The 12,713-nt window shown below is 39.3% G+C and carries 13 protein-coding genes; 11 read left to right on the top strand and 2 right to left on the bottom strand.

The genetic code is table 11. From position 1 onward, the window contains the following. Nucleotides 1–5 precede the first annotated feature (5 nt). Together DQN23_RS08235 and DQN23_RS08230 are read left to right on the top strand one after the other, a co-directional pair. Entirely contained in the window at nucleotides 6–533 is a 528-nt protein-coding gene (locus DQN23_RS08235; RefSeq protein WP_111713022.1) for a 5-formyltetrahydrofolate cyclo-ligase, read from the top strand. Next, nucleotides 530–1,201: a rhomboid family intramembrane serine protease gene (locus tag DQN23_RS08230; protein WP_020917539.1), complete on the top strand. Its 672-nt coding sequence runs from the start codon at nucleotides 530–532 to the stop codon at nucleotides 1,199–1,201. Before DQN23_RS08235 ends, DQN23_RS08230 begins: the two co-directional genes overlap by 4 nt. A 61-nt stretch (nucleotides 1,202–1,262) precedes the next feature. Here DQN23_RS08230 and galU read toward each other — a convergent pair whose 3' ends face one another. Both galU and DQN23_RS08220 read right to left on the bottom strand, forming a co-directional pair. Then, nucleotides 1,263–2,183, bottom strand: coding sequence for a UTP--glucose-1-phosphate uridylyltransferase GalU (gene galU / locus DQN23_RS08225; RefSeq protein ID WP_373104342.1), 921 nt, complete (start codon nucleotides 2,181–2,183; stop codon nucleotides 1,263–1,265). A gap of 60 nt (nucleotides 2,184–2,243) precedes the next feature. Next, complete coding sequence (locus DQN23_RS08220; protein WP_111713021.1) at nucleotides 2,244–3,260, bottom strand: NAD(P)H-dependent glycerol-3-phosphate dehydrogenase; 1,017 nt, start codon at nucleotides 3,258–3,260, stop codon at nucleotides 2,244–2,246. A 199-nt stretch (nucleotides 3,261–3,459) separates the two neighbouring features. Here DQN23_RS08220 and DQN23_RS08215 point away from each other — a divergent pair, with 199 nt between their 5' ends. The 9 genes from DQN23_RS08215 (at nucleotide 3,460) to DQN23_RS08175 (ending at nucleotide 12,458) form a co-directional block, all read left to right on the top strand. Further along, on the top strand, nucleotides 3,460–4,227 hold the full coding sequence (locus DQN23_RS08215; protein ID WP_058814289.1) for an epoxyqueuosine reductase QueH: 768 nt from the start codon (nucleotides 3,460–3,462) through the stop codon (nucleotides 4,225–4,227). A 26-nt stretch (nucleotides 4,228–4,253) separates the two neighbouring features. After that, complete coding sequence (locus tag DQN23_RS08210) at nucleotides 4,254–4,700, top strand: dUTP diphosphatase (protein WP_020917535.1); 447 nt, start codon at nucleotides 4,254–4,256, stop codon at nucleotides 4,698–4,700. A 35-nt stretch (nucleotides 4,701–4,735) separates the two neighbouring features. Further along, nucleotides 4,736–6,097: a DNA repair protein RadA gene (gene radA / locus DQN23_RS08205; RefSeq protein WP_111713020.1), complete on the top strand. Its 1,362-nt coding sequence runs from the start codon at nucleotides 4,736–4,738 to the stop codon at nucleotides 6,095–6,097. Between the two features lie 115 nt (nucleotides 6,098–6,212). Continuing rightward, entirely contained in the window at nucleotides 6,213–6,710 is a 498-nt protein-coding gene (locus DQN23_RS08200; RefSeq protein ID WP_020917533.1) for a beta-class carbonic anhydrase, read from the top strand. Between the two features lie 26 nt (nucleotides 6,711–6,736). Continuing rightward, nucleotides 6,737–7,663 (top strand): aldo/keto reductase, encoded by a 927-nt coding sequence (locus tag DQN23_RS08195; protein ID WP_111713019.1) that lies wholly within the window; start codon nucleotides 6,737–6,739, stop codon nucleotides 7,661–7,663. A 38-nt stretch (nucleotides 7,664–7,701) separates the two neighbouring features. Next, nucleotides 7,702–8,199, top strand: a complete 498-nt coding sequence (locus tag DQN23_RS08190) for an LURP-one-related/scramblase family protein (RefSeq protein ID WP_058832849.1) — start codon at nucleotides 7,702–7,704, stop codon at nucleotides 8,197–8,199. Nucleotides 8,200–8,321: 122 nt separating this feature from the next. Then, complete coding sequence (gene gltX / locus DQN23_RS08185; protein WP_111713018.1) at nucleotides 8,322–9,779, top strand: glutamate--tRNA ligase; 1,458 nt, start codon at nucleotides 8,322–8,324, stop codon at nucleotides 9,777–9,779. 105 nt (nucleotides 9,780–9,884) lie between these two features. Next, nucleotides 9,885–11,051, top strand: a complete 1,167-nt coding sequence (locus DQN23_RS08180; protein WP_111713017.1) for an MFS transporter — start codon at nucleotides 9,885–9,887, stop codon at nucleotides 11,049–11,051. A 216-nt stretch (nucleotides 11,052–11,267) separates the two neighbouring features. After that, a complete protein-coding gene (locus DQN23_RS08175; protein ID WP_111713016.1) occupies nucleotides 11,268–12,458 on the top strand; it encodes an argininosuccinate synthase in 1,191 nt (396 codons plus the stop codon). Nucleotides 12,459–12,713 lie beyond the last annotated feature (255 nt).

Below are 12,713 nucleotides of genomic sequence, written 5' to 3'. Positions count from 1 at the left end.
AAAGCATGGAAAAAGTAGCCTTACGAAAGAGTATCATTACTCATTTAAAATATCAAGATAGAAAAGAAAAAGCCTTGAAAGATAAGGCTTTATTAGATGATTTACTAGCATCTTCTGCTTATCAAAAAGCGGATACTATTGCAACTTATTTAGCTTTTGATTTTGAGTACAATACTGAATTGTTGATTAAACAAGCTCAAAAAGATGGCAAAACTATTTTAGTTCCAAAAACTCATCCACACGGCAAAATGATTTTTTGTCTTTATGATGTGGATAACTTGGTGAAAAACTCATTTGGTTTGTGGGAACCTGCTGGTGATCAAGCTGTGGATAAGTCAAAAATTGATTTGATTCATGTACCAGGTGTTGGTTTTAACCAAGATGGTTTTCGAATTGGATATGGAGCTGGCTATTATGACAGGTATTTAGCGGATTATAAAGGCAAAACGATCAGTACGATTTATGAGTGTCAGAAAGCAGAGTTTCAGCCAGACAGTCATGATGTCGCTGTTATGGAGGTATTTAGTCGATGAAAAACGTTATTAAAGAAAGTCCAGTGACGATTTTTTTGCTGGCTCTAACGACTTTGGTTTTTATAGCCATGCAGGTGATTTATTTTGGAAATGCCACATCTAACCAAGCTATTTTTAATACTGGCGGGATGTATGGTGCTTACGTTAGTTTATTTCCAAGTCAATTGTGGCGCTTAGTGACACCGATATTTGTCCATATCGGTTGGGAGCATTTCTTTTTCAATGCTTTAACGCTATATTTTGTTGGTCAAATAGCAGAGCAGATCTGGGGACATCACAAATTTTTAGCCTTGTATGTTCTATCAGGAATTGTTGGTAATATCTTTACGCTTTTCTTTACGCCAAACGTGATTGCTGCGGGTGCTTCAACGTCGCTTTTTGGTGTTTTTGCGGCGATTATGGTCGCAGGGTATTTTGGAAGAAATCCTTATTTGAAAGAACTTGGAAGAAATTATCAAGCTTTGATTATTGTGAATCTGATTTTTAACTTATTTACTCCAAGTATTGGAATTGCTGGTCATATTGGCGGTCTTGTTGGTGGTGTCTTATGTGCCATCTTTTTACCGACACTTGTGGAGAAAAACATGTTTAAACCGTGGCAACGTTGGTTGGCAGCAGCGACTTATGTTGGGTTAAGTCTTTTCTTGATTGTCCTGGCTTTACATTAAAGTTATAATAAAAAAGTTCCTCTAGACTTTGTCTAGAGGAACTTTTTTATGTTATAGTATATTATTTAGACTCTTTTTTAGTTGATTCAGCTTCCAATTTTTTACCCAAATCGATAAGATATTGTTTCATGTTATCTTTGATTTGTGGGTGTTGAAGCGCATAGTCAATAGAAGTTTTCATGAAGCCGAATTTATCACCGACATCATAGCGATCACCGTTAAATTGACGTGCAAAAACACGTTGTGTTTTGTTCAAAGTGTCGATAGCATCTGTCAATTGGATTTCATTACCAGCTCCAGGTTTTTGTGCTTCAAGAATATTGAAGATTTCTGGAGTAAGAAGGTAGCGACCGATGATAGCAAGATCACTAGGTGCATCTTCAGGTGCTGGTTTTTCAACAAATGTTTCAACACTGTAAAGACCGTCTTTTCCTTCGCCTTGAGGTGCGATAACGCCGTAAGATGAAACTTCTTCGTGTGGCACATGCATAACAGCGATTGTTGATGCATGTGTGTTTTCATAGTCGTTAATCAATTGTTTTGTAAGTGGTACAGCTTTATCGTTGTTGATATCCATAAGGTCATCACCAAGCATAACGACAAATGGTTCGTTGCCTACAAAAGCTTTGGCTTGAAGGACAGCATCACCAAGTCCACGAGGGTGACTTTGACGGATGAAGTGAAGATTAATGGCTGTAGTGTCATTAACGAGTTTAAGAAGATCAGTTTTCCCTTTGTGTTCCAAATTGTATTCTAATTCGAAGTTTGAGTCAAAGTGGTCTTCGATAGAACGTTTTGATTTACCAGTAACAACCAAGATTTCTTCAATACCTGATTTTAAGGCTTCTTCAACGATAAACTGAATGGTTGGTTTATCAACAATTGGAAGCATCTCTTTAGCGAGTGCTTTTGTAGCTGGCAAGAAACGAGTTCCAAGACCAGCTGCGGGAATAACGGCTTTTCTAACTTTTCTCATATTCATACGAGAACTCCTTTTCATAAATAAAACTATGCTGAATTAAATTATACTATAATTCTAATTTTAGTGCCATTCGTTTTCTGAACGGAAGTCGTTTGACATCATGCCAAGAATGCTATCACGAACATCAGCACCTTCGTAGATGACTTTGTAGATAGCAGTTGTGATTGGCATGTAGACATCCAATTCTTTAGCTAACTCATAGGCAACTTTAGTTGTTGAAATCCCTTCGATAACCATTCCCATATTTTTCTCGATGTCTTCGATTTTTTCACCGCGACCAAGAGCATCACCAGCTCGCCAGTTACGAGAGTGAACAGATGTTCCTGTTACGATAAGGTCACCAACACCAGAAAGGCCACTGTAAGTGAGTGGGTTAGCTCCCAATTTAACCCCGAGACGTGTGATTTCAGCAAGTCCACGTGTGATAACGGCTGCTTTAGCATTGTCACCGAAACCAAGACCGTGAAGTGCACCAGCTCCAACAGCGATGATGTTTTTAAGCGCACCAGCTGTTTCCACACCAATAACATCAGTATTAGTGTAAAGACGGAAGTAATTGTTGCTAAAGAGTTTTTGAACGTATTTAGCAGCTTCATGATCTTTAGAAGCGGCAGTGATCAAGGTAATGTCTCGAACAATTGTTTCTTCAGCGTGGCTTGGTCCAGAGACAACGACGATTTCAGAGCGCAATTCGGCAGGAATTTCTTCCTCAAGAATTGTTGAAAGACGTTCGTGTGTTCCAGGTTCAAGACCTTTAGAAGCGTGCATGATAACAGCTTTGTGATCAAGTGTTTCAGCGACTTGTTTAGCGACCAAACGTGTTACTTTTGTTGGGACAACAAATAAGATAGCATCAACGTCTGTAAGTGCTTCTTTCAATTCAAGTGTCGCTTTGATATCTTCAGAGATTGTAATGTCTTTGAAGTAGCGAGTGTTAGTATGTTTCGTATTTAATTCTTCGATTTGTTCTGGGATATTTCCCCATAGACAAACTTCATGTCCATTGTCGTTTAATACTTGTGCAAGAGCGGTTCCCCAAGAACCAGGCCCTAAGACAGCAACTTTTTGTCTTGTCATTTTTACTCCTCTCTTAAACGAGCAAGATTACAATCTCCATTATATCATAAGACAGCTCTGTTTGTCTTTGTTTATAAAAAACAGGTGATAATTATCATTTTTTGCTCTATTTTAATTAGAAATCTTTGTCATTTTTTTGAAAAATAACTTATGGTATAATGGGGTGACCTCATCAGTACTGGAAAGGAAGACTATTTTTGTGATTGATTTAGAAGAGATTTTATCACGAATGAATCCCAATCAAAAAATCAACTATGACCGTGTCATGCAACAAATGGCTAAACGTTGGGCGCAAGAAGAAGTAAGACCTAAAATTCTTGTTCACGTTTGTTGTGCGCCGTGTTCAACTTATACATTAGAATATTTGACGCAATACGCTGATGTGACGGTTTATTTTGCGAATTCTAATATTCACCCAAAGGATGAGTATCTTCGCCGTGCTTATGTGGTGCAAAAATTTATCTCAGAATTTAATGAAAAAACAGGAAATACGGTTGATTTCATCGAAGCACCTTATGACCCATCTGAATATTTTCAAAAGGTTCATGGCTTAGAAGAAGAGCCTGAAGGTGGGGAACGTTGTACGGCTTGTTTTGATTATCGTTTGGACAAGGCTGCGCAAAAAGCAGTTGAGCTTGGCTATGACTATTTTGCTAGTGCTTTAACAATCAGCCCGCACAAAAATTCCCAAGTCATTAACAGTGTCGGTGTCGAGGTCCAAAAGGTTTATGCGACTAAGTATTTGCCAAGTGATTTCAAGAAAAATAATGGCTACCGCCGTTCTGTTGAAATGTGTGAAGAGTATGACATTTACCGCCAATGTTATTGTGGCTGTGTTTTTGCGGCAAAAATGCAGGGTGTTGATTTAAATCAAATCAAAAAAGAAGCTAAGGAATTCATGGTAGGAAAAGACGGCGAAAAAGAATTTCCACACATTCGCTTTACCTTTGAAGGAAAAGAAATCTAATACGAATAGATAATTAAGGAGACAAAATGAGCAAAATTAGAGGATTTGAATTAGTTTCTCAATTCACAGACGAAACATTATTACCAAAACGTGAAACAGCGCATGCAGCTGGTTATGATTTGAAAGCAGCTGTCACAACAGAAATCGCACCAGGTGAAATCAAATTGGTGCCAACTGGTGTCAAAGCTTACATGCAAGCTAGCGAGGTGCTTTATCTCTTTGATCGTTCATCAAATCCACGTAAAAAAGGCTTGGTTTTGATTAATTCAGTAGGTGTTATCGATAGTGACTACTATGGCAATCCAGCCAATGAAGGTCACATCTTTGCGCAAATGAAAAATATTACAGATGAAACAGTTGTGGTTGAAGCTGGCGAACGCATTGTCCAAGGTGTTTTCATGCCTTTCTTGGTTGCTGATGGTGACGAAGCAGCTGGTGTGCGTACTGGTGGCTTTGGGTCAACAGGAAAATAAGGTTTAGAGTGAAAATATAAGGGAGGAAATGAGCTATCGCTAAGAAGAAAACAACATTTATTTGTCAGGAGTGTGGCTATCATTCTCCTAAGTATTTAGGGCGTTGCCCAAACTGTTCGTCATGGACGTCATTTGTTGAAGAAGTTGAGGTGCAAGAGGTTAAAAATGCGCGTGTCAGCTTGACAGGTGAAAAGAGCAAACCAACTAAGTTAAAAGATGTGAGCTCGATTAACTACTCACGCACGAAGACAGACATGGATGAATTTAACCGTGTGCTTGGTGGCGGTGTGGTGCCAGGTAGTTTGGTGCTTATCGGTGGTGACCCAGGTATCGGAAAATCAACCCTGCTTTTGCAAGTATCGATTCAGCTTGCTGACAAGGGAACGGTTCTTTACGTTTCTGGGGAAGAATCATCTGAGCAGATTAAACTACGTAGTGAACGTCTTGGCGATATTGACAATGAATTTTACCTTTATGCTGAGACTAATATGCAAGCCATTCGTGCGCAGATTGAGCAAATTCAGCCTGATTTCTTGATTATTGACTCGATTCAAACCATTATGAGCCCTGACATTTCTGGGGTTCAAGGGTCAGTATCACAAGTGCGTGAAGTGACATCGGAGCTCATGCAACTAGCTAAGACTAATAATATTGCAACCTTTATCGTTGGTCATGTGACTAAGGAGGGGCAGCTTGCTGGGCCGCGTATGCTTGAGCATATGGTGGATACAGTACTCTATTTTGAAGGGGAACGTCACCATACTTTCCGTATTTTGCGTGCCGTGAAAAATCGTTTTGGCTCAACCAACGAAATTGGCATTTTTGAAATGCAATCAGGCGGGCTTGTTGAAGTACTTAATCCTAGCCAAGTTTTCTTAGAAGAACGTTTGGACGGTGCGACTGGCTCAGCTATCGTGGTTACTATGGAAGGAAGTCGTCCAATTTTAGCAGAAGTCCAAGCTTTGGTAACACCAACGGTTTTTGGAAATGCCAAACGCACAACGACAGGTCTTGATTTTAACCGAGTCAGCTTGATTATGGCGGTGCTTGAAAAACGTTGTGGGCTTTTGTTGCAAAATCAAGATGCTTATCTCAAGTCAGCTGGTGGGGTGAAACTTGATGAACCAGCCATTGACTTGGCAGTTGCGGTAGCGATTGCGTCAAGCTATAAAGAGAAGCCAACCAATCCCCAAGAAGCTTTTATTGGTGAAATTGGTTTGACGGGTGAGATTCGTCGTGTCACTCGTATTGAACAACGTATCAATGAAGCGGCAAAACTTGGCTTTACCAAAGTTTACTCGCCAAAGAATTCTTTGGCTGGTATTGATATTCCAGAAACGATTGAAGTGGTTGGGGTAACAACCGTCGGTGAAGTTCTTAAGAAAGTTTTTAAATAGATGTAGAGGAGAATGCTCCTCTGTTTTTTTGTGCTAAGTCTTTTTAAGCGACAAGCAATCCTAAAAATGATAAGATGATAAAAAACGCTCTCATGGCTATATTAGGAGGACTTTTATGTCTTATTTTGAAAAATTTTTAAAAACCAATCAAGCTTATGCTGACTTGCATGGCACGGCGCATTTGCCACAGAAACCTAAGACACATGTTGCGATTGTGACTTGTATGGACTCGCGCCTGCACGTGGCGCATGCCCTTGGATTGGCGCTTGGAGATGCTCATATTTTGCGAAATGCAGGTGGGCGTGTGACCGATGATACCATTCGATCTTTGGTAATTTCTGAGCAGCAATTGGGCACACGCGAAATTGTTGTTTTGCACCATACGGATTGTGGGATGAAAGGTCTTAATAATGATGCTTTCGCGGACCAATTGGCGCGTGATTTAGGTGTGTCGGTCCATGGAAAAGACTTTCTGCCATTTTCTGATGTTGAAGAAAGTGTCCGTGAGGATGTTAAAAAGCTGAGCGAGTCTCCGTTGATTCCTGATGATATCGTTATTTCAGGAGCTGTTTATGATGTTGATACAGGTCGCATCAGTGAAGTAACACTCTAGGTGTTTGATTTTGAAAAAGGAAAAAAATGAGATATATTAAATTTGGCGAGCGCCAAAAGGAAGTTTCAGAAGTTGTTTTAGGATTAATGCGCATTTCAGAAATGACGGTTGATCAAGTTGAAGAGTTGATTGAGTCGGCTTTGGCGGTTGGAATTAATGCCTTTGATATTGCTGATTGTTATGGTCATGGAAAATGTGAACAGATCTTAGGAGAGGTGTTGAAATGTCGTCCTGATTTGCGTGAGAAGATGTGGATTCAATCAAAATGTGGTATCCGCATGGAAGAATTTACTTATTTTGATTTTTCAAAAGAGCATATTTTAGAAGCTGTGGATGGTATTTTAAAGCGTCTTAATGTTGATTACATTGATTCTTTGTTACTTCATCGTCCAGATGCGCTTATGGAGCCTGCAGAAATTGCGGAAGCTTTTGATTTGTTGAAGGCACAGGGAAAAGTTATCGATTTTGGTGTTTCAAATCAAAATCCGATGATGATGGCATTGATTCAAAAAGATGTTAACCAACCTTTGGTGGCTAATCAATTGCAACTGAGTGCAGCCTTTACTCCTAGTTTTGACGCTGGTTTTCATGTCAATATGAAACAAGAGGCTGGGATTGTTCGCGACAGCAGTATTTTTGAGTATTGTCGTTTGCATGATGTGGTGATTCAAGCTTGGTCAGTGCTTCAGTTTGACTATTTTGGTGGTGTTTTCTTAGGTTCTGAGAAATACCCTGAGTTAAATCAGGTTTTAAACCGTTTGGCTGAAAAATATCATGTCAGCCCGTCAGCGGTTGCTATTGCTTGGGTGCTGCGCTATCCAGCAAAAATGCAAGCTGTGATTGGAACAACCAAAAAAGCTCGTGTCGCTGAGGCAGCTAAGGCAGCAGAAATCCAGTTGACGCGAAAAGAATGGTATGAAATTTACTTGGCTGCTGGCAATGACTTGCCATAAAAATACCTTTAGTGTTTTGAGTAAGATGGGAGAAGCTTATGCGAAGGTTCGAAATTAAACAGAAATTCTGGTCACTAGCTGGTAAGTTTGATATTTTAGATGAAGGTGGTCGTTTGGCTTATCAGGTTCAAGGTTCTTTTCTGAAACTATTTAAGGAATTTACTATTTTTGATGGGCAAGGAAAGACCGTTAGTCACATCAAGCAACAGTTTAGTTTTCCTTTCCAGAAATTTACGGTGACTTTTGCGGATGGTAAGGAAATTACGATTCAAAAACGTTTTTCACTGTTGAAAGCCAAATATGATATTTCTGACTTTGGCTTGGAAGTAGCTGGTGATATTTGGAATATGTCGTTTAGTCTTCTTAATCAAGGAAGTGAGGTAGCTAATATCCACCAAGAATGGTTTAAATTTCCCTCAACTTATCGAGTGGAAATTTATGACGACGCTCTATCAGATTTGGTCATTTCGTTAGTTGTTGCCATTGATTATGTCAAAGAAAAAGAGTCAAGTGCAGCTAATTCAGCATCAAGTTAAAGCTCAATTGTTCTAAATCTTGGATATAGGAAGGAATTCAGCTGATTTCAGCTGAATTTTTTGTTCCAAGACTCAAGATTGTGCTATAATAGAAGCGATTGAAATTTTAACAGGAGACGAAAATGCCTAAGAAAATTCGCGTGCGTTATGCACCAAGTCCAACAGGACTTCTACACATCGGAAATGCGCGTACTGCGCTCTTTAATTATCTTTACGCTCGTCACCACGGTGGTGATTTTGTTATCCGTATCGAAGATACTGACCGTAAACGTCATGTTGAAGACGGTGAACGTTCACAATTGGAAAACCTTAAATGGTTGGGAGTGGATTGGGACGAAAGCCCACAAACTCACGAAAAATATCGCCAATCAGAACGTTTGGATACTTACCAAAAATACATCGACCAATTGTTGGCTGAAGGTAAAGCTTACAAATCATACGTTACCGAAGAAGAATTAGCTGCAGAACGTGAACGCCAAGAAGCTGCTGGTGAAACTCCTCGTTACATCAACGAATTCCTTGGTATGTCTGAAGAAGAAAAAGCAGCATACATCGCAGAACGTGAAGCAAAAGGAATCATCCCTACAGTTCGTTTGGCTGTTAACGAATCTGGTATCTACAAATGGCATGATATCGTTAAAGGCGACATCGAATTTGAAGGTGGAAACGTCGGTGGTGACTGGGTTATCCAGAAAAAAGATGGTTACCCAACATACAACTTTGCCGTTGTTATCGATGACCACTTGATGGAAATCTCTCACGTTATCCGTGGTGATGACCACATTGCAAACACACCGAAACAATTGATGGTTTACGAAGCACTTGGTTGGGAAGCACCAGAATTTGGTCACATGACATTGATTATCAACTCTGAAACTGGTAAAAAATTGTCAAAACGTGATACTAACACACTTCAATTCATCGAAGACTACCGTAAAAAAGGTTACATGCCAGAAGCAGTCTTCAACTTCATCGCTCTTCTTGGTTGGAACCCAGGTGGTGAAGACGAAATCTTCTCACGTGAAGAATTAATCAAACTCTTTGATGAACACCGTTTGAGCAAATCTCCAGCTGCTTTTGACCAAAAGAAAATGGACTGGATGAGCAACGAATACATCAAGAATGCAGATTTTGATACAATCTTTGCAATGGCTAAACCATTCTTGGAAGAAGCTGGTCGTTTGACTGATAAAGCAGAAAAATTAGTTGAACTTTACAAACCACAAATGAAATCTGTTGATGAAATCCTTCCATTGACTGATTTGTTCTTTGAAGATTTCCCAGAATTGACAGATACTGAAAAAGAATTCATGGCTGGTGAAACAGTTCCAACAGTTCTTGAAGCCTTCAAAGCTAAACTTGAAGCTATGAGTGACGAAGATTTCAAATCAGAAAACATCTTCCCACAAATTAAAGCTGTTCAAAAAGAAACTGGTATCAAAGGTAAAAACCTCTTCATGCCAATTCGTATCGCCGTTTCAGGTGAAATGCACGGTCCAGAACTTCCAGATACTATCTACCTTCTTGGTCGTGAAAAATCAATTGAACACATTGATAACATGCTAAAAAATTTGAAATAATAGCTAAAAAAGTCTGAGGTATTCTGACCTACACCCCAAAAGTTAGACAGAAAAAAATCTAACGATTGGGGTGTTTTTGTATGAAATTAAGTTAAGAGGAGTTACATGAAAAAAGACTATTCTATCTTTTTCGTCCCAGGGATTATCCTAGTAGGTACCGTAATGCGTATTCCTTTTACCACTATTCCAACTGTCCTAAGTGATGTGGCAGATGGTTTGGGTGTCTCTGTGAATTCATTAGGGATTTTAACTAGTATTCCATTGATTATGTTTGCGTTTTGCTCATCTTTGGCACCGCGTCTAGCAGACAAGTTTGGACTTGAAAAATTATTCACTATGGTTTTGGTTGCACTCTTTGCAGGGTCAATCATGCGTGTATTTAACCTTCCAAGTCTGTACATTGGTACGATGATTATCGGTATCAGCATTGCCATGATGAACGTTTTGTTCCCAAGTATCATTTTAGCAAACCAACCGTTTCGTATTGGGTTGTTAACAACGGTTTATACAATAGCTATGGGGATTGCCTCATCAGTTGCCTCATCAGTCGCTGTGCCGATTGTTAAAATGACTTCTTGGAAAGGGCTAATCGTTATCCTTAGTCTCTTGATTTTGATTGCGTTAGTTGTTTGGTTCCCAAATACTTTCCATAATCATATGACAGAAAAAGATGAACACACACATTCTGCATCTCTTTGGAAAAACAAAGCGGCAATTGCCCTTCTTATCTTTGGTGGCTTGCAATCCCTTCTTTTCTACACAGGGATGACATGGTTGCCAACAATGGCTAGCCAAGCAGGCGTTTCAAGCGAAGCAGCGGGAATTTTAGCTTCAATTTACTCATTGATGAGCTTGCCATTCTCATTGACTATTCCAACATTGACAACTAGCCTTTCAAGTAAAAATCGTAAAATCATGCTTGCTATCGTATCAATTTGTGGTATTGCAGGTACAGGTATGCTCTTGTTCCAAACTAGCAGCTTTACTTACTGGTTGATTGTGAATATTCTTATCGGTATCGCAGTTAGCGCTTTGTTCCCATATTTGCTTGTGATATTCTCAATGAAATCACACACACCAAGCCAAACAGCACAATTATCTGGTATGGTGCAATCAGGTGGTTACTTCCTGCCAGCTTTTGTACCAACGCTTTTCGGATTTAGTTTTAATCTCTTTGGTTCATGGACAGTAGCAGCACTTTGCTTGTTCATCTGTACAATTGTGATGACAGCAGCTTTGTTCTACACAGAACGCTTTGAAAAAGTTCAATAATTTAGCTAATATATTCTCTCTTGCTTTTGCTAGGGAGTTTTTTTGCATAAAAAGTGCTTATTTCTGTATATATGCGGTATATTTGTTATAAAATCATAAAAAATTAAGTTTTTTTGAAAAAATATTCAAAAAAGTGTTGACAGGATTGGTTTTGTTATGTATTATTATACACATAAAATTGATAAAAACACAAAAATAAGAAAAGAGAGCAGTCCTATGTCAAAAGAAAAAGTTATCCTTGCGTACTCTGGTGGTCTTGATACTTCAGTTGCCATTACTTGGCTTATGAAAGATTATGACGTCGTTGCTGTTTGTATGGATGTCGGCGAAGGTAAAGACCTTGATTTTATTCATGATAAAGCTCTTAAAGTTGGTGCAGTTGAATCTTACGTTCTTGACGTTAAAGATGAATTCGCTGAAGAATACGTACTTCCAGCGCTTCAAGCTCACGCTTACTACGAGCAAAAATACCCATTAGTATCAGCACTTAGCCGTCCAGTGATTTCTAAAAAATTGGTAGAAATCGCTCATAAAACTGGTGCGACAACAATCGCTCACGGTTGTACTGGTAAAGGGAATGACCAAGTTCGTTTCGAAGTAGCAATCGCTGCGCTTGATCCTGAATTGAAAGTTATTGCTCCAGTCCGTGAATGGAAATGGTCTCGTGAAGAAGAGATTGAATACGCTAAAGCAAATGGTGTTCCAGTTCCTGCTGACCTTGACAATCCATATTCAGTTGACCAAAACCTTTGGGGCCGTGCTAATGAATGTGGTGTTCTTGAAAATCCATGGAACCAAGCTCCAGAAGATGCTTTTGGTATCACAAATTCTCCGGAAGAAGCTCCTGATACACCAGAATTCATCGATATCGAATTCAAAGAAGGTAAACCGGTTGCTCTTAACGGCAAAGAAATGAAATTGGCTGACCTTATCCAAGAAGTTAATGCTATCGCAGGTAAACACGGTGTTGGACGTATCGACCACGTTGAAAACCGTTTGGTTGGTATCAAATCACGTGAAATTTACGAATGCCCAGGTGCGATCACTCTTTTGACAGCTCACAAAGAAATCGAAGACATCACATTGGTACGTGAAGTGTCTCATTTCAAACCAATTCTTGAAAATGAATTGTCAAACCTTATCTACAATGCTTTGTGGTTCAGCCCAGCAACAAAAGCAATTATTGCTTACATTAAAGAAACACAAAAAGTGGTTAATGGTACTGCAAAAGTTAAATTGTACAAAGGTTCAGCAAAAGTTATTGCTCGTAAATCACCAAATTCACTTTACGATGAAAACTTGGCAACATACACATCAGCTGATAGCTTCGACCAAGATGCAGCTGTAGGCTTCATCAAACTTTGGGGACTACCAACTCAAGTTAACTCACAAGTTAACAATAAATAAATCATCTGCTTAAGCAGTCGATTATGAAAAAGAAAAGAAAAACATGGACGTGAACAAGTCACAGCCAAATAAATAAGAAAAGAATTGGTGAGGGGTTCAAAGCTAACCAAGGAAGAATGGCGCAGGCAGTACTTAGGATACGGCAAGTCATGATGACTATGATTAGTACTGAAAATTTTCACCAAGAATCAGATAAAAGGGGACAGGGAGCCCCATCTGAGACTCTTTTCTTATAACTTACCAAACACTCGTTAG

The sequence above is a fragment of the Streptococcus lutetiensis genome (assembly GCF_900475675.1).
Classification (GTDB): Bacteria; Bacillota; Bacilli; order Lactobacillales; family Streptococcaceae; genus Streptococcus; species Streptococcus lutetiensis.
Note: the sequence above shows the minus strand (reverse complement) of the source record. Positions and strands in the feature narration are given on the sequence as shown.

Bases quoted from the DNA above. Each gene is read 5' to 3' on its own strand.
- DQN23_RS08235 (WP_111713022.1), top strand. From the start codon at position 6: ATGGAAAAAGTAGCCTTACGAAAGAGTATCATTACTCATTTAAAATAT.
- DQN23_RS08230 (WP_020917539.1), top strand. From the start codon at position 530: ATGAAAAACGTTATTAAAGAAAGTCCAGTGACGATTTTTTTGCTGGCT.
- galU (WP_373104342.1), bottom strand. From the start codon at position 2,183: ATGAATATGAGAAAAGTTAGAAAAGCCGTTATTCCCGCAGCTGGTCTT.
- DQN23_RS08220 (WP_111713021.1), bottom strand. From the start codon at position 3,260: ATGACAAGACAAAAAGTTGCTGTCTTAGGGCCTGGTTCTTGGGGAACC.
- DQN23_RS08210 (WP_020917535.1), top strand. From the start codon at position 4,254: ATGAGCAAAATTAGAGGATTTGAATTAGTTTCTCAATTCACAGACGAA.
- DQN23_RS08200 (WP_020917533.1), top strand. From the start codon at position 6,213: ATGTCTTATTTTGAAAAATTTTTAAAAACCAATCAAGCTTATGCTGAC.
- DQN23_RS08195 (WP_111713019.1), top strand. From the start codon at position 6,737: ATGAGATATATTAAATTTGGCGAGCGCCAAAAGGAAGTTTCAGAAGTT.
- DQN23_RS08190 (WP_058832849.1), top strand. From the start codon at position 7,702: ATGCGAAGGTTCGAAATTAAACAGAAATTCTGGTCACTAGCTGGTAAG.
- gltX (WP_111713018.1), top strand. From the start codon at position 8,322: ATGCCTAAGAAAATTCGCGTGCGTTATGCACCAAGTCCAACAGGACTT.
- DQN23_RS08180 (WP_111713017.1), top strand. From the start codon at position 9,885: ATGAAAAAAGACTATTCTATCTTTTTCGTCCCAGGGATTATCCTAGTA.
- DQN23_RS08175 (WP_111713016.1), top strand. From the start codon at position 11,268: ATGTCAAAAGAAAAAGTTATCCTTGCGTACTCTGGTGGTCTTGATACT.